We start from the raw sequence: 21,432 nt of genomic DNA, 5'->3' as shown, positions 1-21,432 counted from the left end.
GGGACTGCCGAAAGGCGTTGCAGCACATCGACGACCTTGGCACGGCGGGTCCGGAGCTCGCCGCGTCGACCGAAAGGTGTTACGGCACAAGTACGATCTTGCCGCGGACCTGCCCGGATTCGCTGAGGCGGTGTGCCTCGGCGGCCTCGGCAAGCGGGAGGATTCGGTCGATTTCGGGGCGCAGGACGCCCTGGTCGACGAGGCCGGCGATGATTTCGAGGTCGATGTCCGAGGGGGTGACGTAGAGGCGTTCGTAACGCGGGTCGGATTCGGCGTCGTTGCCCTGCGCGTCGATGAGCCTGCCGCCGGGGCGCAGCACTTTCAGTGAGCGGGAACCGTATTCGCCGCCGACCAGGTCGAAGACGATATCGATATCGCCGGTGACCTCGGTGAAATCCGCGGTGCGGTAATCGATCAGCTCGTCGGCGCCGAGGCCGCGCAGGAATTCGTGCTTCGCCACGCTGGCCGTGCCGATCACATGTGCCCCATAGTATTTCGCGATCTGCACGGCGAGGTGGCCGACGCCGCCCGCCGCAGCGTGGATCAGGATCCGTTGTCCTGGACGCACATTCGTGAGCGCCTGCCACGCGGTGAGCACCGCCGTCGGGAGGGCGGCGGTATGCGGGTGGTCCAGGGTCTTCGGCTTGGGGGCGGCGAATTCGGCACGGACAACCACGTATTCGGCGTACGCGCCGCTGCGGCCGAGCACCATCGAATACACCTCGTCGCCGACCGCGAACCGGTCGACACCCGCTCCGATCTCCGCGACCACCCCGGATACGTCGAAGCCGAGGGTGAACGGCGGCTCGCCCAGCTTCCGGATCCGGCCCGAGCGCAACTTCCAATCGGCGGCGTTAACGCTGGTCGCGGCGACCCGCACCAACAACTCATCTGCCCCTGGCACCGGCCGCTCCACCTCGACCAGCCGCAGCACCTCGGGGCCACCGAACACATCTTGCGTAATCGCGAACATGACGACGATTCTGCGGTGACCTAGTATCCCTTGGAAAGAAGGCACTTTCTTGATACCGAGGTACCCGATGGATACCGTCTGCGGCTGGGCCGAATCCGACAACCTGGTCGAAAGCTATGTGAAGCAATGCCCGGCCCGGGAGGTGCTCGGCGTACTCGCCGACAAATGGGTGCTGCTCGTGCTCGGCACGCTCCGGATGAACGGCGGCCCGATCCGCTTCAACGAGTTGCGCCGCAGGCTCGACGGCATCACCCAGAAGATGCTCACCCGCACGCTGCGCAATCTGGAACGCGACGGGCTCATCCGGCGCACGGTGTATCCGACCGTGCCGCCGCGCGTCGAATACGCGCTCACCGAACTCGGCGCCAGCCTCGGCGAGGTCAGCCACGCGATGGGCGTTTGGGCGGTGCGGCATCAGGGGCAAATCCTGGCCGCGCGCAACGAATTCGACGCGCGCGCGGAGCTGGAGCCGCAACCGCTCTGAGATCTTTACCCAGGTCAGGGCGATCATGGACGGCGTAAACTGGAGTTTTGCGTACCACACCAGCTCAAAGGGGTGGAGCCAATGAGGAGCGCTCTCCGACATCTGTTTCTCGCGACCGCAATCGTCGTGTTCGGCGTCTTCGGATCCGGTGCGGCAACGGCAGCCATGATCGATGCGCCGCCGGGACCCTCGGTGGTCGGTATCGCACCCTCCGCCGGTCAGACAGTAGGCATCGCCGCGCCCGTGACGGTGACATTCGCCGCCGCCGTCCAAGACCGGGCCCGCGCCGAACACGCCTTCACCATCAGCGCACCGAAACCGGTGACCGGAACCTTCAGCTGGATAGACGACCGCGACCTGCGCTGGAACCCCACCGGCTTCCTGCCCGCCGACGCCAGGATCAATGTCGGAATCGGACCGGTGCACACCCAATTCCAGACCAACGGCGGCGTCTCCGGCGAGGGCGATATGTCCGCACACACCTTCAGCATCCTGATCGGCGGGCAGGTGGTGCGGACCATGCCCGCCTCCTACGGCAAACCGGGTTGGGAAACACCGCCCGGTACCTGGCCGGTGCTGGAGAAGGCCCGCAGCGTGGTATTCGATTCCCGCACCATCGGCATCCCGCTCAGCTCGCCGCAGGGCTACATCATCAACGGTGAATTCGCCGAAAGGCTCACCTGGGGCGGCGTTTACATCCACTCCGCACCGTGGTCTGTGGAGCAGCAAGGTAATTCGAATGTCAGCCACGGCTGCGTGAACCTGGCGCCCGGCGACGCCGAATGGGTTTACAACACCATCAACGTCGGCGATCCGGTGAACCTGCACTGGTGATTCAGGCCGCTACCCGCACCGCGTCGTCGCGGGAAACCAGTGCGGCGTAACGGCCTTCGCGGGCCAGCAGCTCCTCGTGGGTGCCGCGTTCCACGATGCGGCCCCGGTCGAGCACCACGATCTGGTCGGCGTCACGGATGGTGGACAGCCGGTGCGCGATGGTGATCGTGGTGCGGCCCGCCGACAGCGCGTCGAGCGCGGCCTGCACCTCGTGCTCGGTCTGGGTGTCGAGCGCGCTCGTCGCCTCGTCCAGCACCAGGATCGGCGGATCACGCAGGATCGCCCTGGCCACCGCGAGGCGCTGTTTCTCACCGCCGGAGAAGCGGTAGCCGCGCTCGCCGACCAGGGTGTCGTAGCCGTCGGGCAGGCTCGCGATGTGGTCGTGTATCCGCGCGGCCCTGGCGGCGGCGTGCAATTCCTGGTCCGTCGCATCGGGTTTCGCGAAACGCAGGTTGTCGGCGACTGAGGCGTGGAAGAGGTAGGTCTCCTGGGAGACCACTCCCACCGCCGCCGCCAGATCCGCGAAACTCAGCTCGCGCACGTCGATTCCGTCGATCGTCACCCGGCCCGAGGTCACATCGTAGAGGCGGGCCACCAGGTAGCCGAGAGTCGTTTTCCCGGAACCGGTTTCGCCGACCACCGCAAGGCTCGTACCCGCCGGGACCGTGATATCGATATCGGTGAGCACCGCACCGGTGCCGCCGCCGTAGCCGAATCCGACGTGGTCGAAGGCGATCTCGCCCTTGATATCCGGCGCGGGCACCGGATCGGTGGGTTCCGCGAGATCCGGTCGTAGATCGAGGTATTCGAAGATCCGGCCGAACAGCGCCAGCGAACTCTGCACCTCGACACCGGTCGAGAGCAGCTGCACCATCGGGCGCAGCAGGCTGGTCTGCAGGGTGGTGAACGCGACGAGGGTGCCGATGGAAACCAGCGGATGCCCTGCGGCAACGGTCATTCCGGCCGCCCAGTAGATGACGGCGGGCATCGCGGACATGATTATCTGGATCGTCGACTGCCGCCACCGGCCGGCCATATTCGACCGAATCTCGAGATCTACCAGACCGCGGGATTCCCTGGTGAAATCGCCGACCAGTTCGGGTGCGCGACCCATGGTGCGCCCCAACAGGATTCCGCTCACCGACAGCGATTCCTCGACGATCGCCGACATGCTCGCCAACTGCTGCTGGCGCCGGCCGGTGATCCGGCGGCGCTCGTCACCGACCCGGCGGCTCACCCAGACGAAGAAGGGCAGCATCACCAGCGAGATGATGGTGAGCCGCCAGTCGAGCGCGACCATCGCCACCATTGCGGCGATGACCGTGGTGAAATTCGAGACCAGCGAGGTCGCGGTGGAGGTCACCGTCGACTGCATGCCGCCGATATCGTTGGCGATCCTGGACTGCACCTCACCGGTGCGCGTTGTGGTGAAGAACGCCAACGGCATTCGCTGCAACTGCGCGTAAACCCCGGAGCGCAGATCGTGCATCACCTCCTGGCCGACGGCGGTCGAGAGGTAGGTCTGTAGCACGCCGAACACGCTGGTGAGCGCGGCGACACCGATCATGCCCGCGGCGAGCAGGGTGAGCAGACCGGTGCGGCCGTGCGGCAGCGCGTCGTCGAGTATGCCGCGCAACATGAACGGTGCGGCCAGGGCCACCACCGAGGACAGGCCGACCAGCGCCGCGACTACGGCCAGTCGGGCGCGATAGGGATGGAAGAGCCGGACGATCCGGCGGATTTGATGCGGTGACTGCACGGGCGCCTCCTTCCGCGAAGAGTTACCCCATGAAACTGAGTATTGCTCATAATTGTTCCTCAAACAATGAGCTATGCTCAGAAACATGGACGCCGCTCCCGACCTGCCCGAGCTGTTCCTGCGCACCGCCCGCCGCATCCGCCGCAACCAAATGACCAGGCTCGCACCCATCGGCATCACCCCGGGGCAGGCCCGGGCGCTGCGCATCATCGGGCACCAGGACGAACCGCCGCGGATGGCGGCGCTGGCCGAACGCCTCGGCATCGTCCCCCGCTCCGCCACCACCGTCGTCGACGCACTCGAGGCCGCGGGACTCGTCACCCGCGCCGCCGACCCGAACAACCGGCGCTCCACCCTCGTCTCGCTCACCGCAGGCGGCCGGGAAACGCTGCGCCGGATCGACGGAGCCCGCCGCGCCGCGGCCGAGGAGATCTTCGCGACGCTGTCCGAGAATCAGCGGGAGACGTTGCGAAACCTCTTGGCCGCCTTGGAATCCGACGAACCATCTCGACCCTGACACCATGTCAGGACCGTGTCGGTCCCGTGTCAGGGCCGTCGCCGATCGTGGCGTAACAACCAGCCACGAAAGGTAATTCGATGACTCAGACGGTTCCCGTCCCGCAGGGCCTGCCCATGGCGCGCAACGCCGGTCCCTTCGTTCCGCCGCTGGAAATCACCCGGCTGCGCGCGGCGCGCCCGGTCAGTCCCATGGTGTTCCCCGATGGACACGAGGGCTGGCTCGTCACCGGGTACGAGGAGGTCCGCCAGGTGCTGGCCGACACCCGGTTCAGCTCCCGCCAGGACATCGGCATCATCCACGTGCCGTTCGAAACCCCCGGCATGCCAAGACAAACCGAACCGTCCCCGCAGACGCCGGGCCTGTTCGTCGCCATGGACCCGCCGGACCACACCCGGCTGCGGCGCAAGCTCACCGGCGCCTTCACCGTGAAACGCATGAGGGAGCTCGAGGAGCACATCGTCGAAATCGCCGAGCGGCAGCTGGACGCGATGACGCGGATGACCCCGCCGGTCGACCTGGTCAAGGAGTTCGCGCTGCCGGTGCCCTCGCTGGTGATCTGCGAACTGCTCGGCGTCCCCTACGCGGACCGGGCGAACTTCCAGGTCAACTCCGCCAAATTCCTGGAGCGGGAGGTGACGCTCGAGGACAAGATGGCCGCGTACGGCGCGATGACCACGTACCTGGCCGAACTGGTCGTCGGCAAACGCGCCGAACCCGGCGAGGACATCCTGTCCGATCTGGCCCGCGACGACGATCTCGGCATCGATGAACTGGTCGGCATCGCCTTCCTGCTGCTGCTCGCGGGTCACGAGACCACCGCGAACATGCTGGGGCTCGGCACCTTCGCGCTGCTGGAGAATCCGGACCAACTCGCCGAACTGCGCACCGACCCGGACCTGTTGCCGGATGCCGTCGACGAACTGCTGCGTTACCTGTCCGTCGCCGACATCTTCTATCGCTACGCCACCGAAGATATCGAGCTCGGCGGCGAAACGATCGGCAAGGGCTCGACCGTCGTCATCTCCCTGCTGGCCGCCAACCACGATCCCAAGCGCTTCCACGACCCCGACACCCTCGACATCCACCGCAGGGCCCGCGGCCTGGTGGCCTTCGGACACGGCATCCACCAATGCCTCGGCCAGCAGCTGGCCCGCGTCGAGATGCGCGCCGGTTTCGCGGCACTACTACGCCGCTTCCCAACCCTCGAACTCGCCGTCCCCGCGAACGAGGTGCGACTTCGCACCGACATGAATATCTACGGCGTCCACGAATTACCGGTCACCTGGACGGAAACGGCCCAGTAGACGACGCCGAATCGTCAACCCGCCCGGCCGATTTCGATCGAATTCGGCCGTCCGATCGGCGGCGAGTGCGGATTACGCGGTGGCGGGCCTGCGGCGGAGCCAGTTGGTGTGTTTGCGGACCGCGAAGTCGTAGGCCTCGGCGAGGAGGGGGCGCAAGGTGGGGAAGGTTTCGGCGGTGGGGTCGATGATGGCGATCCAGTGCTGGGCGGCGTAGAAGGGGTTGGGTATCAGGGCGTTTCGGGCCTTGTAGTCGTAATCGGTGATGAGGACGCCGTTTTCGTCGCGCTTGGTCGGGGCCGGGCCGAGCAGGGATGTGTAGGTTTCCTTGGTGAGGCCGATGTTCAGGCGGTAGTCGCCGGGGGCGGTCAGTGCGGAGACATTGTCGTAGTGGTCGCCGGTGACGATGGTGGCGAACGGCTGCTGACGCTTGGGCGGCAGATCACCGGTCGGATCGTAGATGAAGAAGCTGTCGCCGAGATTCGTCGCGACGGTCGTTCCGGGGAATTCGTCGGCGATGTACTGCTTGATGATTTCGGGGTCCATACCGGAATCCTTTCTTCGAAATATCGACGATTAAATCTTCTCATTGAATTGCCGATTGAGATTTTTCGGCGATATCGCGGGGCTCTGCCTCGGAAACACTCAAATCCGAGAGCAGCTATGGTTGAGGGGTGAGCGCACGGGCGACGCGGCGGTGGCGGGTGACGGAGCTGGCCAGGGCGGCCGGTGTCTCGGAACAACAGGTACGCAACTATGTCGACGCCGGGGTGCTGCCGCCGGTCGAGCGCACCGCGGCCGGATACCGGGTATTCACCGATCAGCACGCCGACGCATTGGCCGCGGCGCGCGCCATGGCCGTCGGATACGGCTGGTCGTGCACCCGAAAAGTGTTGAGCGCCATACACGATGACGATCTGTCGGGTGCACTGGCCGCGCTCGACGAGAGCCACGCCGAGCTGGCGCGGGAGCGCGAAAGAATCGCCGCCGCACTCGCCGCGTTCACCAAGGCGGCGAAAAGCCAAGCGCCACAGACCCGCAAGACCGCGCACATCGGACAGGTCGCCGCCGATTCCGGGGTGCGGACGCCGGTGCTACGACTGTGGGAGCGGCGCGGACTACTGCGCCCGCAACGGGATCGGGCCACCGGCTACCGCACCTACGACCCGGTCGAACAGCGCGCCGCCCACCTCGTCGCGGTGCTGCGCCGCGGCGGCTTCGCCTTCCCTGATATCACCGCCGCCCTCGACCACCTGCGCACCAACGGCAGCGTCGAGAAGGCCCGCACCGAACTCGCCCGCCGCGAACATCAGGTGACCGAGATCAGCCTGCAACGCCTGCGCGGTTCGGCGGCGCTGCACAGCTATCTCGACAACCATTATGTCTGATCGACTACGTCGCCTCGACCAGGTATTTCGCCACCGCCGCCTCGTCGAGCTCGATGCCGATACCCGGACGCTCTGGAATCCGAACCTTGTTGTCCCCATACGCCATTCGCGTTTCCGGGGTGAGCAGCTGTTCGAAGTTGTAGATCCCCTTGTCCAGCGCGAAGAATTCGACGACGAGGGTGTTCTGGGTGGCGCCGCACAGGTGGGCGTGCAGGTTGTGATGCCAGTGCGGTGCCATTTGCAGGCCGAACGAGTCGGCGGTGTGCGCGATGCGGACCCATTCGGTGACACCGCCGACGACGCCCGCATCGGCCTGCAGGATCGCGGCGGCCCCGGATTCGATGAGATGGCGGAATTCCCAACGGGTTTGGTGGATCTCGCCGGTGGCGACGGGGGTGCGGATCCGCCGGGCCAACTCGGCATGCCCAGCGACGGCGTCCGGGCTGAGTGGTTCCTCGAACCACCAGATGCCCGCATCGCCCGCCGCCCGCTCGAAGGCCTCGATGGCCGACTGTGCCTCGGGCACGGAGCGGTAGGCGTTGTTCGCGTCGAGCGCGAGTCGGCCGGTGTCACCGATGGTTTCGATGGCGGCGGCGACCCGGCGGGCGTCCTCGGCGACCGAGAGCCCGCCCACTTTGATCTTGTGGTCGGTGAACCCCTGCGCGGCATTGAACCGAATTTCGGCGCGCACGGCATCGGTCCACGCGCCGTCGTCCGGACGGTAGTAGCCGCCGGACGCGTACGCGGGCAACGCGGTCACCGCACCGCCGAGCAGGTTCACCAGCGGCAGCCCGGCGCGCTTGGCGCGCAGATCCCACAGCGCGATATCGATCGCCGACAGCGCGCGCAGCACCGCGCCGCGGCGGCCCGCGAGCAGGGTTTCCTGATACGCGCGCCCCCACAACCCGTAGACATCGTTGACGTCGGCGCCGAGATATACCGGCGCGAGCAGGTCGTCGACGGCCCGCTTGGTGAGCGCTCCCCCGGTGACACCCGCGTAGGTGTAGCCCAGACCCGTTGCGCCCGAGTCGTCTTCGAGTTCGACGAGCAGATATTGCCGGTCGTTCAGTTCGCGGTTGGACATCCGGGTCGGCCGGTCGACCGGAATCGCGACGACGCGGGTGCGGATTCGGGTGATGGTCATGCTCTGCTCCTCGAAACCTGGGCGGTGCGCACCGCCTGGATATTGGCGAATTCCAGCGCGCCGTAAGCGCTCAGCTCGCGGCCGTAACCGCTGGCCGCGACGCCGCCGACGGGCAGCCGCGGATCGGATTCGGAGATCCGGTTGATGAACACCGATCCGGCCGTCACCCGGTCAGCGAGCCGATCGATCCGCGACCGGTCGGTCCCCCAGATCGCGCAGCTGAGGCCGTAGACGGACGAATTGGCAACGGCCAGCGCATGTTCCGCCGAATCCACCGGGAACACCGCACCGAGCGGACCGAACGTCTCCTCACGGAAGGCCGGGCAGTCCGGACCGGGCACCTCGATCAACGTCGGGGTGAACCAGGCGCCGGGCCGGTCGTCGAATTCGCCGCCGGACAACACCTTCGCGCCCGCCGCCACCGATGCGTCGAGCTGACGGCGCAGTTCGTCGCGCAGATCGATTCGCGCCATCGGACCGATGAACGTCCCGGGCAGCGCCGGATCGCCGTAGGTCAAGGTGCCGAGCGCACCGGTCAATTCGGCGACGAACTCCGGAAATGCGGTGCGCTCCACGATGATCCGTTTGGCGGCGAGGCAGCTCTGTCCGTTGTTCAGATATCGCGACCGGGCCGCGGCCGCCGCGGCCAGCGGCACGTCGGCATCGGCGAGCACGATGAACGGATCGGATCCACCGAGCTCCAGCACGGATTTCTTCACCGCCCGCCCGGCCCGCGCCGCCACGACGGCGCCGACCCGATTGCTGCCGGTGAAGGCCACCGCCGCGACGGCGGGATCGTCGATGAGCCGTCCGATCCGCTCGGGTTCCAGCCGGACGCCGGTCAGCACGCCGGGGCCGAACGCCTCGTCGAACAGTCGCTGGACCGCGACCGCGCACCCGCTGACATTGTCGGCGTGCTTGAGCAGCACCCGATTGCCGATGGCGATGGCGGGTGCCATCGACCGGAACACCTGCCAGAACGGGTAATTCCACGGCATGATCGCCAGAACCACACCGAGTGGGCGCATTCGGATCCGGCCGGTGTCGGGCAGTACGTCGACCGATTGCGGCGCAAGCAGTTCCGCCAGGTGGTCGGCGTAGTAATCACAGGTGACGGCGCACTTCTCCAGTTCGGCGGCGGCCTGGGTGATCGGCTTGCCCATCTCCGCGGTGATCAGCGCGGCCAGCGACACCGATTCATCGCGGAGTCGAACCGCCAACCGCCGCAGGCCGTTCGCGCGTTCATCCACCGATAATTCGCGCCGCACCGCCAGCTCCAGTGCTGCCGCGAGTTCCGCATCGGTGGTGAAAGGGTAAGTGTCCAAAGGCTTCCCGGTGGCCGGGTCGATCGTGGTGATCACCGGCCCACCGCGTTATCCGCCCGCGCGGCGAGCCAGTCCTGGAATCGCCTGCCCAGCATCACCGGATGCGCCAGCAGCTTCGGCACATCCGGCGCGTTACCGACGGCCAGCCGCACATGGAGCAGCACCGGTCCGTCGATCGTCAGCACCTCGCGCATGCCCTGTTCGAGCTCCCGCTCGTCCGCGGCCCGGCGCACGGTCCAGCCCGCCGCGATCGCCAACTCCCCCAGGTCGATTCGCGAACCGTAGGTCGGCAGGTTCGCGGTGGCGCCGTATACGCCGTTGTCCAGCAGCACCAGCACCAGTTTCGCCGGGCGCAGAAAGCCCGCCGTGGCAAGCACATTCGGATTCATCAGCAGTGAGCCGTCGCCCTCGACGGTGACCACCTTGGGCACCGGCCGGTCGGCCAGCCCGAGCGCGATACCGGTGCCGACGGATCCGGCCAGACCCATCGAATCCAGCAGATAAAGGTGATTCGGCCGGTCGGCCACCGCCGCCAGTTCCCGGCTCGACGCCGCACAGGTGACCACCACCGGCAGGTCCGCGGTGTGCGCGGCGATAATGCGCAGCGCGTCTATGCGTTTCACGATCAGGCCGCCTTTCCGTCGGTGGACCAGAAGTGCGCGAGCACGACGACGGGCCGGAAGGTCATGCGCGCGTGCACGCCCGCCTCGGTGACCACCGCCCACCAGTCGGATGGCCCACTGCGCCGGTCCAATTCGAAATATCTGATGCCGAGTTCGTCGAGCAGGCCGGGCACATGCTGGCTGAACGTGTGGATCATCGAGTTGTACTCACCGAGCCCGCCGCGGGTGTTTGCGACGATCAGCAGCGGCAGCTGATAGGCGACGTTGAAGGTGGTCAACGCGGTGAGCGCATTTCCGAAACCGTTGTCCTGCATGATGATCGCGCCGAATCGGCCGGTCAGCGGCAGCGCGCCGAGCACGCCCGCGGCCTCCTCCTCGCGGGAGAGCGGGAAGACGGTGGCCGATTGCCCGTCGCGCCCACCGCTGGTTTCCACCAGCGCCGTGATGACGGGCGCGACGCTGACCGACGGAACGTAGCCGACCAGATCCACCCGCGCGGCCCACACACCCTCGGCGACCGCCGCCGCGTACGCATTGGAATTCACGAAAGTCCCTTCGCCGGAACCGACTGGTGATAGCCCACCAGATGGTGGAAACATACTACTTATGATGAGTAGCATGCAACTAGTAACAGCAGCGAATTCCTAAGCGCCGAAAGGCGGTTCAGTAGATGATCTGCTCCCCGTCGGGTACCGAGATCGATACCCAACGCCGCCACTCGGCGACCAGCCCCCGATTGTCCTCGCTGCTGTGCGCGACCAGCAGGTCTCCTGAACGCACCAGATGGATGCGCATCGCGCGCTCGGCGGCCACCCCGTCGCGGGCGCGCAGCGCATCGATGATCGCCTTGTGATCGCCGAGCGCCGTCTCCACCGACTGATATTTCGGCACGCTGTAGCGCCCGTCGAGGGAGAGCGTCTGGCGTAGCTCGGCGACGAATTTGGCCAGTCGCCGATTGCCGCTGGCCCGCAGGATCAGATCGTGCAGGCGCTCGTCGGCGGCGAAGTATTCGGCGCTGCCGTCGGCGGTGGCCGCCATGATGTCGTACTGCTCCTGCAGCTCGGCGTCGTCGCGGCTGGTCAGCACCGCGGCGGCGCTGCGGCAGGCGGGCGGTTCCAGCAGCACCCGCAGGCTGCACAGGTCGACGATGCCGCGGCCGTCCTGCCCGAGCACCCTGGCCCCGCGATTGCGCTCGATCCGCACCAGGCCCAGATCGGCGAGCTTGAGCAGCGCCTCGCGCACCGGCGTCCGCGATGCGCCGAAACGCTCGCCGAGCTCGCGCGACGAATAGAGCACGCCGCGTTCGAGCCGACCCTGCCGGATCGCGTCCCGGATCTCCTGGGCGATCTGCTCGGATTTGCTGTCTACCGACTCATCCTGGGACAAGACACCTCTTCATGGACCCGTGAGCAAGCGGAAATCGCCCGTGGCACAACCGCCCCGGGCGATTCCTCAGCATAGTCGCTCGGCGAGCCGCCTTCAGGCACCCGCCCGGGCCGCGTCGGACGCCCGCCACCGCAGCCCCAGGATAACCAGCAGCGCACCGACATTGGCCGCGATCATCACCCCCATCGCCAGCCCGGTGTCACCGCCCGACGCGTCTTCGATCCAGCCGAACGCGTACGGGCTGACGAATCCGGCCGCGTTACCGAGCGAATTGATCAGCGCGATGCCGCTCGCCGCGCCCGGGCCGGCGAGATAAGCCGTTGGCACCGACCAGAACAGCGGTTTCGCGGTCTGCGCCGCCATGGTCGCGATGCTGATCGCGATGAACGCGACGGCCGCGGTGTGCAGATTCCCGGCGGTGACCACGAAGGCGACCACCGAGACGGTCAGCGCGACGAGAACCGGTTTGGCCGAACGCTCGTCGCGCACCAGCCGCCCGCAGACGTACATGCAGATCGCGGCGAGCAGGAACGGCACCGCCGAGAGCCAGCCGACCTGAGCGCCGGTCAGCCCGTGCCCGACATCCTTGATCACCGACGGCATCCAGTAGGTGAGCGGGTACGCACCGCACAGCAGCAGGAAGTAGGCCAGACAGAGGGCGATCACCCGCTTGTCGAGCAGCGCGTCCCGATGTCCGGCCGGCGCGGCGAGCGCCCGCTCGGCCTCCTCCGCCGCGAGCGTGCGGCACAGCCAGTCCCGCTCCAGATCGGTCAACCACTGTGCGTCGCTCGGCTTTTCGGTGAGCAGAAAGAAGAATGCGATGCCGAGCGCGACCGCGGGCAGCCCGCCGACGACGAGCACCCAGCGCCAGCCGCTGAATCCGAGCGCACCGTCGAAGGCGTCGAGTATCCAGCCGTTGAGCGGGCCGCCGAGCACGCTGGCGATCGGGATGGACACCATGACGGTCGAAATCACCTTGGTGCGTTGGGCGTTCGGATACCAGCGGGTGAGATGGACGATGATGCCAGGAAAGAAGCCCGCCTCGGCGACGCCGAGCAGGAAGCGCAGCGCGTACGCCGTGGGCAGATTGGGCGCGAAAGCCGTTGCGGTGGCGATGATTCCCCAGGTCACCAGGATTCGGCTCAGCCAGAGCCGGGCGCCGACCTTGGTCATGATCACATTGCTCGGCACCTCGGCCAGCACGTATCCGATGAAGAAGATGCCAGCCAGGAATCCGTATTGGGTGGCGCTCATCCCGAATGTCTTCTCCATGCCGAATTTGGCGAAGCCGATATTGATCCGGTCGAGGTAGCTCACGATGTAGCCGACCATCAGCAGCGGGACCGTCCGTAGCGTGATCTTGCGAATCGCGTTCGCCTGCAACGGGTCCGCCGCGATGCGGGACGTCGCCTGATTCATCTTTCCTCCACAGCGCAGAGCCAGCCGTGTTGGCATGCAACCAAGTAAAGTGACATGCCTTATTTGATAAGTAGCATGCTACTTATGGTGTGACCTGACGCACAAGGGTTTTCGCGAAGATCCCGGAACGCGGACATCCCCGCCGTCCCGGTTCAGCTCGGGACGACGGGGATGTCGTTGCGATATCAGCGATTCCGTCGCGCGACGGAATCGGATGCGCTCAGCGCGACCGCTCCGCGGCGACCACCACATGCCGCAGCAGCAGCGCCGTGGTCACCGGGCCGATCCCGCCGGGCACCGGGGTGAGCGCGGAAGCCTTGCCGCGCACCGAATCCGCGTCGACATCGCCGACGATGCCGCCGTCGGCCGCCTCGTTGGTGCCGACATCGATCACCACCGCACCCTCGCGCACATGCTTGCCGGTGACCAGCCCGGCCCGGCCCGCCGCGGCGACGACGATATCGGCGGCGGTGGTGACGGCGGCCAGATCCGCGGTGCGGGAATGGCACACCGTGACCGTCGCGTCCTCGGCCAGCAGCAGTTGGGCCAGCGGCTTGCCGACTATGTTGGACCGGCCGACGACCGCGACATGCCGACCCGACAGCGGGATTTCGTAATGCTTCAGCACTTCGACGACGGCCTCGGAGGTGGCGGCGACGAAACCGGGCAGACCCGAGGCGAGCAGGCCGAGCGACAGCGGGCTCACACCGTCCACATCCTTGGCGGCGACGATCGCGGACGAGACGTCGTTCAGGGTGACGCCCGCGGGCAGCGGGGTCTGCAGCATGATCGCGTCGGTCGCGGCGTCGGCACTGCGGGCCGCGAGTTCGGCGCGGATCGCTTCCGCGCTCGCGTCCGCACCGAGATCGACCGTGTCGCAAGCGATTCCGAGTCGCTCGGCGGCCTTGCGCAGCGAGTTGACATACCAGGCGCTCGCCGGATCGGCATTGGCGACGACCAGGGCCAAGCGCGGGGAGGGGCCGAGCGCGGCCGCGCGCTGCTTGGTATCGGCGTTGATGGCGGCGGCGAGTTCCTTGCCGGTGAGCGAAACGGTATCCACGTTGTCACACCTTATCCGGGGCCGCCGAACCCCGGGCACAGCGGATCGCCCCGGTTCGCCCGCTTTGTCGGTAATTCGAAAATTCATCCACCGAATACGGCGAGCAATTACGTGTTCATCGGGGTAACCGGTCGTATCGTGTTGTGAGCTGAGCTACCGGCTAACTGTCAGCTGACGTACCTGAAGATCGCTCCACGCTCGGAAAGGTGTCGACTGTAGTGAAGATCTCGGAGCATGTGAAAACCGTGGTCGCCGCCACCGCGGCGGCCATCGCCCTCACCGGACTATCCGGCCTGCCCGCCCAGGCCGCACCACCCGATACCGACGCCCTCTACAACTCCGCCCAGCGCAATTTCACCGACGGCGACGACGCCGCGGGCCGCGCCGACCTGCGCACGCTGCTCGGCGCCGATCCGCGCGACGCGGAGGCGCTTGCGCTGCAGGCCATCTGGTCCCACTACGCCAACGACCTGCCCGCCATGGCCGATGCGATGGCCCGGCTCAACGCCCTCGACCCGGCCATGGCCGCCGGAACCACCAACGTGCTCAACGCGATCGGCGCCGCCGTCGGCACACTGCCGAATCCGCTGCCCGCGCTGGTCGGCCCGCAGACCGGCATCGTGGTGCTCGGTTACGGGCTGCTGCCCGACGGCGCACTGCGCCCCGAACTGGTGAACCGGCTGCAGGCGGCCTGGCTGCAGGCGGTCGCGTCACCGTTGTCCCCGGTGGTCGTCACCGGCGGCAATCCGCAGAACGGCGTCACCGAGGCCGAGGCCATGCGCGCCTGGCTGGTCGGGCACGGACTGCCCGCGAACCGGGTGAACGTGGAGAACCGGGCCGGATCCACCGTGCAGAACGCCCTGTACAGCGCCGGGATGCTGCGCGACCTGGGCGCGAGCAGCGCGGTGGTGGTGACATCGCCGAACCACATCCGCCGCGCCGTCGCCGATTTCATCGTCGCCGGGGTCCGGGTGGTGGGCGCGACAACCTCGCTGGACCAGCTGGTCTCGCAGCTGCCGCCGCCCGCCCGGCAGAGTCAGCGCGGCATCTACCTCGATGCCACCCGCACCTTCCGGTTGGCCACCGCTCGTTGATCCGCGTGCGTCGTGCGGGCGGGGCATCGCCCGCACGACGCGCGTTAAGGGTTGGCGTCACCGGTCGACGGTGGCGAGGATGTCCGAATGATGTCGACGGATGACGCCGCGGTGATCGCGCGGCTGCGGGCGGCGGGGTGTGTGTTCGCCGAGGACGAGGCCCGGCTGCTGATCGAGGCGGCCGCCACCGGTGCCGAGCTGGAAAGCCTTGTCGCGCAGCGCGTTTCCGGGACGCCGCTGGAATATCTGGTGGGGTGGGCGGAATTTCGCAAGCTGCGGGTCGCCGTCGCGCCGGGGGTTTTCGTGCCGCGGCGGCGCACCGCGCTGCTGGTGGACGAGGCGGTGGCGGCGGTGGCCGGTCGCACCGAGGTGGTCGCGGTCGATCTGTGTTGCGGTTCGGGGGCTTTGGGGATGGCGTTCACGACCGAGCTCGACGGAATTCGCGTCGAGCTCGTCGCGAGCGATATCGAATCGGCCGCGGTGGACTGTGCTCGGCGCAATCTGGAACCGCTCGGCGGGCGGGTCTATCAGGGCGATCTGTTCGCGGCGCTGCCAACGGATTTGGCGGGGCGCGTCGATATTCTGCTGGCGAACGTGCCGTATGTGCCGACCGCGGCGATCGCGGATATGCCGCCCGAGGCACGCGATTACGAACCGCACATCACCCTCGACGGCGGGGATGACGGGTTGGCGGTGTTCCGCCGGGTCGCGGGGGCAGCGCCGGACTGGTTGGCGCCGGGCGGCAAGGTGTTCGTGGAAGCCGGTGCGGGACAGGTCGAATCGGCCGCGGCGTATCTCGAACGATGCGGATTGACCGCGCGGGTGGCGGAATCGGCTGAGTACTATGCGACGGCCGTGATCGGCACTCGACCGAATCAGTAAGGGCCGAAACTTCTTTGGATCTCGGCGACCATCGCGAGTTGTTTGCGCACCTGGTCGAGCTGGGCGACATTGCCCTGGGTGACGGCCTCCGAGTACTGCGCGACCCCGGCTTCGATCGCCTGCACCGCGTGCAGGGCGGTCATCAACAGATTCCCCCGCAGGGCGGGCGCGACACCGTAGAGGGCGACGATGTGATCGTCCACCGCCAGCGCCGACTGTTCCAGATCGGCGCGTAGGTTCAGGCCCATTCCATTGTCGAAGGGGATGACCGTGCGCAGCGCCGCCATCGCGTCGCGCAATCGGCGGTGCAGCAGTGCTTCGCGTTCGTTGGAGGTCAGCCAGTGCAGCGGGGCGCGGGTGGGGCGGCCGGGGATCACCTCGTTGGCCTGCTGGGCTTGGGCCTCTTCGCGGCGCCTGTTGCTCCGGCCGGTCACCAAGAACAGGATGAACACCACCGCGATGACGAAGAGCAGCCCTCCCCCGGAGAACAATGGGAACACTTATTCCTCCCCTGTCATGGCCGACGCGGATCGGATCAGCGCGGGCCGAAACTCTTCTCGATTTCGGCGATCAGCGTCAGCTGGTCGCGCACCGCTCCCAGACCCGCCTCCAGCTGAGCGGTGTCGGCCCTTGTCGCCGACGACGCATATTCTGCTACACCGGCCTCGATGGCTTCCACCGCCTTCGTCGCCGAGGCCAGCAGCTCGGCCTTGTTCGCCTGCGGCAACCCGAAGATGGCGACGAGATGGTCGTCTATCGACAACGCCGTCTGCTCCAGATCCGCGCGCAGCACAATGGTAGTGCCGTTGTCGATGGCGCTCACCGTGCGCAGCGCCGCCATCGCGTCGCGCAATCGGCGGTGCAGCCGCGCCTCCGGATCGTGCGAACCCGCCCAGGAGATCGGTGCGCGGGTCGCACGGCCGGGGACGACCTCGTTCGCCGCGGCCTGCGAACGCCGCTGGTTGCGCGCGAGCAGAACCACCGCGCCGACGACGCCCGCGATGATCAGCACCACCACGATCAGCAAGATCACGATCATGCGCTACCTCCTGGTATGCGTCGAATGACTGGTCGAATGTCCGTGTGCGCGTAAATAACTGAAGATCGCGATGGCGACGACGACGATCACGATGGCCGCGAGCACCGCGAGCGCGATCTTCACCTTGCTCCACGGCCGGTCGCCGGACACCTGCCCGGTGAGACCGTTGATGTACACCTGGAACGGCTTCTCGTCGTATATCACCGTGAGCAGCCAGATCGGCAGCAGCAGATGTTTGAAACCCAGGTAGCGCCAATCGATTTGGAGATTGTGGATGCGCTGGTGGTCGCCGCCGATATCGGAGCGCACCGTCGACTCGATGGCGTGCTCCATCCGCTGCTGCGCCTCCGGCAGCGATTGCTCGGCATCCTTGTCGTAGGTGCGGCACAGATGCCCGGCCACGAATTCCGGTGAATACGAACGGGCCTCGTCCACCGGCCACGGTTCGAGCGACGCGATCCGCTTGCGGTCCAGGTTCTCGCCGTCGTTGGCCAGCACCGGCAGATCCGCGAAATCATTGGCGACCTGCCCGGATACGTGATACCAGTTGGTGCGCGTCTCGTATATCGGATCGCCGTCGTCATCGGTGCCGACCCGCACCTGATAGTCGTCGCCGCGCTCACCCTCGTACCAGGTGCTGGTATCGGCGTCATAGGTGAAGTAGGCGGTGTACAGGCTGGAGAACGCGCCCACGCGGCGGTACTTCTTGAAATCGCTCGGCGCGAACCACCGCCTGGTGACCCACTTTTCGATGAGCTGCCTGGCCTGCTTCTCATCGATCCGGAACGGCACCAGGCCGTCCACCGGCAGGCGAGCCGGGGCGTTGTGCACATCGTCGCGCTGGATCGGCGTCGCGCAGTAGGGGCATTTGGTCGCGGTCAGGCTGCCGTTGAATTCGGTTTTGCCACCGCAGTTCTGGCAGACCACCTCCCACTGCCCGCTCACCTGCGGCCCGGATCGGTTCGCCTGCAGCTCCCGCAATTCCGCCATGGCCGAATACAATTCGCGCGTCTGCGGCGGCGTATTCGGCGCGGTGATCTCGGAATAGTTACCGCAGTTCGGGCAGCGCAACTTCTGGCTGGCGATATCGAAGGCCAGCTGCCCACCGCACGCCGAACACGGATAGGTGCGCGTCAGCTCGGTGCGATGCAGCATCGCCCGATCCGCCACCTCCGGCGCGGGCTGCTGCTCCTGTTGCCTGGCCGGAACAGGTTGCGGCGCAATCTGAATCCCGATCGCCGGAGCGACACCCGGCCCCGCGGTGGCGACCGGCGGAGCCGCATAACCCGGCTGCCCCGCGAACTGCGGCTGCTGCGGCAACGGCGGCGGACCGGCCGGACGCAGCGGCGGCGGGCCACCCATCACCGGACCACCTTGCGGCGGCAGCGGCGGCGGACCACTCACCCCGATACCACCTTGCGGGGGCAGCGGCGGCGGGCCACCCACCCCGACACCGCCGTGCGGCAGCGGCGGTGGACCGGCCGGAGCGGCGGATCCAGTGGGCGGCGACATCGGACCGGCTCCGAAGTTCTGGGGCGGGTACGGAGTTGCCGACCGCGGACCGGCTGGAGCCTGGCCCATCTGTGCGCCGGATCCCGGGAATGGCGCACCATCGTTGCGAGGGCCCGACCGCGGGGGCAGCGGCGGCGGACCGGAAGGGGTCCGGTCCGGATCCGGGCCGGTGGGCGGCGGGTCACCCGGGAGTGGCGGCGGTTGCGGCGGTTGGTAATTCACGTTTGTTCACTGGTTCTGTGCGCGCGCCACATCGGGCGGGTGGTGCGGATTATGCTTGAGAGCCGGGTGCTCGACAGCGCCGCCGAGGACCTGGGCCGGGCGAACCGGATGCCGCCGCGTCGGAGCATGGCGCTCCGTCCGCGGAACCGTAGTTCTCCCCCTGACACGAATGTGTCTCCTTCGCGAACTGTTCGGTCTTGGCTTCGAGCGAAACCATCGGCGATACACTGCTCGAGCTGCCGTATCGCCGAATGGATACCGCTCGGCGCCGGAACCCTGGAGCCGAATCTGTTGGTATGCAACAGGATCCGACTCCGAGGGCCGAAACACTCAGTGCGGCAGCGGCGGCGGGCTGCCCGGCAGCGGGGGCGGCGCGGCGAACAGCGTCTGTAGCGCGGGCACCGTCGAGGCGGCGGCCCACCCGGCCATGCCCTCGCTCCACACATTGGTGTCGCGGGTCAGCTGACCGCTCGAAACATATTGGCGCAGTTGGTCGATCGGGAACGGTCCGGCCGCCTGCCCGTTCAGCTCGAAATGGAAGACCTGCTGCTGCGGCAGCGGCGGCGGAGCCTGTTGCGGCTGCGGCTGGTAGCCCTGCTGCTGGTACCCCTGCTGCTGGAAACCGCCTTGCACCGCACCCGCCATCTGACCGCCGAGCACCACGCCGAGTCCGGCCTGCATGGCCGCGCCCGCGACACCGCCGCCCTCGTTCTGCGCGGCGGCGAGCATGGCGTCGGCCGCCCGCACCTGGGTCAGGCGGTTCACATCGCCGATATTGTTGATGTAGCCGCTCTCCTCCAGACCGCGCGCGACACCGCGGGTCATGGCCTGCTGGATCTCCTCCGGCAGCGAGATGGTCATGGTGACCGCGTCGATGCCGAGCCCGAACGACTGCACCCGCTGTGCGACGAATTCGCGCAGCTTATCGGACAATTCGACCTGACGGCCCTGTAGGTCGATGGCGCCGAGTCCGCTGGCCATGACCATATCGGAGAAGGCGAGGGCGATATTGCGGCGGATCATCTCGGTGATCTGCTCCATATCGACAACGCTCTCGGTGCCGATCACCTGACGCAGGAACGTCGCCGGATCGATCACCTTCACGATGGTGGTGCCGTTGGCCCGTACCTGCACCATGCGGAAATCGGGGTCGCGGACCGTCACCGGTTGCGGTGTGCCCCAGCGCAGATCGGTGACCGGGCGGGTGTTGATGTAGTAGACCTCCGATCGGAACGGGCTGTTGAACCCGTACCGCCAACCCTGCAGCGTCGACATGATCGGCATGTTCTCGCTGGTCAGCGTGTAGTGGCCGGGACCGTAGGTGTCGGCGAGCTGACCGCGGTAGACGAAGATGGCCTGCTGACCCTCCCGGACGATCAGCTCGGCGCCGTTCTTGATCTCGTTCTCGTAGCGGGGAAAGCGCCAGGCCAACGTCGTATTCGTATCATCGAGCCATTCGATGATGTCGACGAATTCGCCCCTGATCATGTCCATCAGGCCCATGTGTGTTCCGTCCTCCCTCGGGCACAGCTACCCGCAGCGCCAGAGTAAACCACGGCGCGGTAAGCCTGCGCCCCTTGCGATGTCAGTATCCATCGGAGCACAGGCCGCGTTAATGCCTCATGAACGGGTGCGGCCGGTGAAGTCGTCCATCGAGTGGTATACGCCGACGCCGTTGAGGAACATGTCGCGCAGCTTGATGGGTAACAGTCCGGAGATGGCGCGGTTCAGCCGCGAGGTCCACGGCAGCACCACCAGCGGGGTGCCGTCCTTCATCTCGCGCCACGAGGTGTCGACCACCGAGTCGGCGTCCAGGATCGGGGTGAACAGGAAACCCTTTGCGCCGTCGAACATTCCGGTGTTGATGTAGGTCGGGCACACGGTGGTGACGGTGACGTGCGTATGCCCGGCCTGCTCCAGTTCGATGCGCACCGAATCGGACCAGCCGAGCGCGGCCCATTTGGAGGCGGCGTACACGCTCATCCTCGGGTTGGCCACCAAACCCGCCGAGGACGCGATGGTGAGCACCCGGGCGTCGCCGGTCCCGGCCACCATGGCGGGCAGGAATTCCAGCGTCACGTACATGGGCGCGAGGGCGTTGATCGCCATCGTCTTATCGATGTCGGCGCGGTCCTTCGTCTCCCAGAAGTAGTTGTTGCCGCGCACGATTCCGGCGTTGTTGACCAGGATGTCGATATCGCCGACGTCCGCGCGCACCGCCGCGGCCGCCTCGGCGATGGCCTCGGGCCGCGCGACGTCGACGGTGTAGTGGTGCACGGTGCCACCCCGCGCGGCGAGTTCGGCGGCGGTCTCGCGCAGCGCGACTTCGTTGATATCCCACAGCACGACGGCGGCCGCGCCCTCGCTCACCGCGCGCTCGGCGAACAGCCTGCCGAGTCCCATCGCCGCGCCGGTCACCAGAACCCGTTTGCCCGCAACCGTTTTCATTACGCTCCTGTTCGATGTG

22 protein-coding genes are annotated in these 21,432 nt (G+C 67.1%); 7 read left to right on the top strand and 15 right to left on the bottom strand.

Annotated features, from left to right (window positions below):
• Positions 1-79: 79 nt before the first annotated feature.
• Positions 80-973, bottom strand: a complete 894-nt coding sequence (locus LGY53_RS16645) for an NADP-dependent oxidoreductase (protein ID WP_225727572.1) — start codon at positions 971-973, stop codon at positions 80-82.
• Positions 974-1,040: 67 nt separating this feature from the next.
• Here LGY53_RS16645 and LGY53_RS16640 point away from each other — a divergent pair, with 67 nt between their 5' ends.
• Positions 1,041-1,457, top strand: coding sequence for a helix-turn-helix domain-containing protein (locus LGY53_RS16640; RefSeq protein WP_225727571.1), 417 nt, complete (start codon positions 1,041-1,043; stop codon positions 1,455-1,457).
• 81 nt (positions 1,458-1,538) lie between these two features.
• The gene (locus LGY53_RS16635) at positions 1,539-2,291 is read left to right on the top strand and encodes a L,D-transpeptidase family protein (RefSeq protein ID WP_225727570.1); all 753 of its coding nucleotides are present in this window, start codon (positions 1,539-1,541) and stop codon (positions 2,289-2,291) included.
• Position 2,292: 1 nt separating this feature from the next.
• On the opposite strand, the gene LGY53_RS16630 is transcribed toward LGY53_RS16635, so the two are convergent.
• Positions 2,293-4,050: an ABC transporter ATP-binding protein gene (locus LGY53_RS16630; RefSeq protein WP_225727569.1), complete on the bottom strand. Its 1,758-nt coding sequence runs from the start codon at positions 4,048-4,050 to the stop codon at positions 2,293-2,295.
• Between the two features lie 85 nt (positions 4,051-4,135).
• Here LGY53_RS16630 and LGY53_RS16625 point away from each other — a divergent pair, with 85 nt between their 5' ends.
• Together LGY53_RS16625 and LGY53_RS16620 are read left to right on the top strand one after the other, a co-directional pair.
• On the top strand, positions 4,136-4,567 hold the full coding sequence (locus LGY53_RS16625; RefSeq protein WP_225727568.1) for a MarR family winged helix-turn-helix transcriptional regulator: 432 nt from the start codon (positions 4,136-4,138) through the stop codon (positions 4,565-4,567).
• Between the two features lie 80 nt (positions 4,568-4,647).
• Positions 4,648-5,874, top strand: coding sequence for a cytochrome P450 (locus tag LGY53_RS16620; protein WP_225727567.1), 1,227 nt, complete (start codon positions 4,648-4,650; stop codon positions 5,872-5,874).
• Between the two features lie 72 nt (positions 5,875-5,946).
• On the opposite strand, the gene LGY53_RS16615 is transcribed toward LGY53_RS16620, so the two are convergent.
• Positions 5,947-6,417 (bottom strand): DUF6194 family protein, encoded by a 471-nt coding sequence (locus LGY53_RS16615; protein ID WP_225727566.1) that lies wholly within the window; start codon positions 6,415-6,417, stop codon positions 5,947-5,949.
• A gap of 128 nt (positions 6,418-6,545) precedes the next feature.
• Between LGY53_RS16615 and LGY53_RS16610 the strand changes: the two genes are divergently transcribed.
• Entirely contained in the window at positions 6,546-7,259 is a 714-nt protein-coding gene (locus LGY53_RS16610) for a MerR family transcriptional regulator (protein WP_225727565.1), read from the top strand.
• 4 nt (positions 7,260-7,263) lie between these two features.
• On the opposite strand, the gene LGY53_RS16605 is transcribed toward LGY53_RS16610, so the two are convergent.
• From LGY53_RS16605 to LGY53_RS16575, 7 genes are all read right to left on the bottom strand, one after another.
• Positions 7,264-8,403, bottom strand: a complete 1,140-nt coding sequence (locus LGY53_RS16605; protein WP_225727564.1) for a mandelate racemase/muconate lactonizing enzyme family protein — start codon at positions 8,401-8,403, stop codon at positions 7,264-7,266.
• Entirely contained in the window at positions 8,400-9,764 is a 1,365-nt protein-coding gene (locus LGY53_RS16600) for an aldehyde dehydrogenase family protein (protein WP_225727563.1), read from the bottom strand. The genes LGY53_RS16605 and LGY53_RS16600 overlap by 4 nt, the downstream gene beginning before the upstream one ends.
• Complete coding sequence (locus LGY53_RS16595) at positions 9,761-10,351, bottom strand: thiamine pyrophosphate-dependent enzyme (RefSeq protein ID WP_225727562.1); 591 nt, start codon at positions 10,349-10,351, stop codon at positions 9,761-9,763. The genes LGY53_RS16600 and LGY53_RS16595 overlap by 4 nt, the downstream gene beginning before the upstream one ends.
• A 2-nt stretch (positions 10,352-10,353) precedes the next feature.
• Complete coding sequence (locus LGY53_RS16590) at positions 10,354-10,896, bottom strand: thiamine pyrophosphate-binding protein (protein ID WP_225727561.1); 543 nt, start codon at positions 10,894-10,896, stop codon at positions 10,354-10,356.
• Positions 10,897-11,014: 118 nt separating this feature from the next.
• On the bottom strand, positions 11,015-11,737 hold the full coding sequence (locus tag LGY53_RS16585) for a GntR family transcriptional regulator (RefSeq protein ID WP_225727560.1): 723 nt from the start codon (positions 11,735-11,737) through the stop codon (positions 11,015-11,017).
• Between the two features lie 93 nt (positions 11,738-11,830).
• A complete protein-coding gene (locus LGY53_RS16580) occupies positions 11,831-13,156 on the bottom strand; it encodes an MFS transporter (RefSeq protein ID WP_225727559.1) in 1,326 nt (441 codons plus the stop codon).
• A 220-nt stretch (positions 13,157-13,376) separates the two neighbouring features.
• Positions 13,377-14,216 (bottom strand): bifunctional 5,10-methylenetetrahydrofolate dehydrogenase/5,10-methenyltetrahydrofolate cyclohydrolase, encoded by an 840-nt coding sequence (locus LGY53_RS16575; protein WP_225727558.1) that lies wholly within the window; start codon positions 14,214-14,216, stop codon positions 13,377-13,379.
• 218 nt (positions 14,217-14,434) lie between these two features.
• On the opposite strand from LGY53_RS16575, the gene LGY53_RS16570 reads away from it, so the two are divergent.
• Complete coding sequence (locus tag LGY53_RS16570; RefSeq protein WP_374111191.1) at positions 14,435-15,310, top strand: YdcF family protein; 876 nt, start codon at positions 14,435-14,437, stop codon at positions 15,308-15,310.
• Positions 15,311-15,397: 87 nt separating this feature from the next.
• On the top strand, positions 15,398-16,192 hold the full coding sequence (locus tag LGY53_RS16565; protein WP_374111189.1) for a putative protein N(5)-glutamine methyltransferase: 795 nt from the start codon (positions 15,398-15,400) through the stop codon (positions 16,190-16,192).
• Here LGY53_RS16565 and LGY53_RS16560 read toward each other — a convergent pair.
• From LGY53_RS16560 to LGY53_RS16540, 5 genes are all read right to left on the bottom strand, one after another.
• Positions 16,186-16,692 (bottom strand): hypothetical protein, encoded by a 507-nt coding sequence (locus LGY53_RS16560; RefSeq protein WP_225727556.1) that lies wholly within the window; start codon positions 16,690-16,692, stop codon positions 16,186-16,188. The two genes, LGY53_RS16565 and LGY53_RS16560, sit on opposite strands and share 7 nt — an antisense overlap.
• Before the next feature lie 35 nt (positions 16,693-16,727).
• Positions 16,728-17,231, bottom strand: coding sequence for a hypothetical protein (locus tag LGY53_RS16555; RefSeq protein ID WP_225727555.1), 504 nt, complete (start codon positions 17,229-17,231; stop codon positions 16,728-16,730).
• A gap of 3 nt (positions 17,232-17,234) precedes the next feature.
• A complete protein-coding gene (locus LGY53_RS16550) occupies positions 17,235-18,635 on the bottom strand; it encodes a hypothetical protein (protein ID WP_225727554.1) in 1,401 nt (466 codons plus the stop codon).
• 660 nt (positions 18,636-19,295) lie between these two features.
• Positions 19,296-20,468: an SPFH domain-containing protein gene (locus LGY53_RS16545; protein ID WP_225727553.1), complete on the bottom strand. Its 1,173-nt coding sequence runs from the start codon at positions 20,466-20,468 to the stop codon at positions 19,296-19,298.
• Positions 20,469-20,585: 117 nt separating this feature from the next.
• On the bottom strand, positions 20,586-21,413 hold the full coding sequence (locus LGY53_RS16540) for an SDR family NAD(P)-dependent oxidoreductase (RefSeq protein WP_225727552.1): 828 nt from the start codon (positions 21,411-21,413) through the stop codon (positions 20,586-20,588).
• Between the last annotated feature and the right edge of the window lie 19 nt (positions 21,414-21,432).

Source organism: Nocardia sp. JCM 34519.1 (assembly GCF_020361265.1).
In the GTDB taxonomy this organism is placed as follows: domain Bacteria; phylum Actinomycetota; class Actinomycetes; order Mycobacteriales; family Mycobacteriaceae; genus Nocardia; species Nocardia arthritidis_A.
Note: the sequence above shows the minus strand (reverse complement) of the source record. Positions and strands in the feature narration are given on the sequence as shown.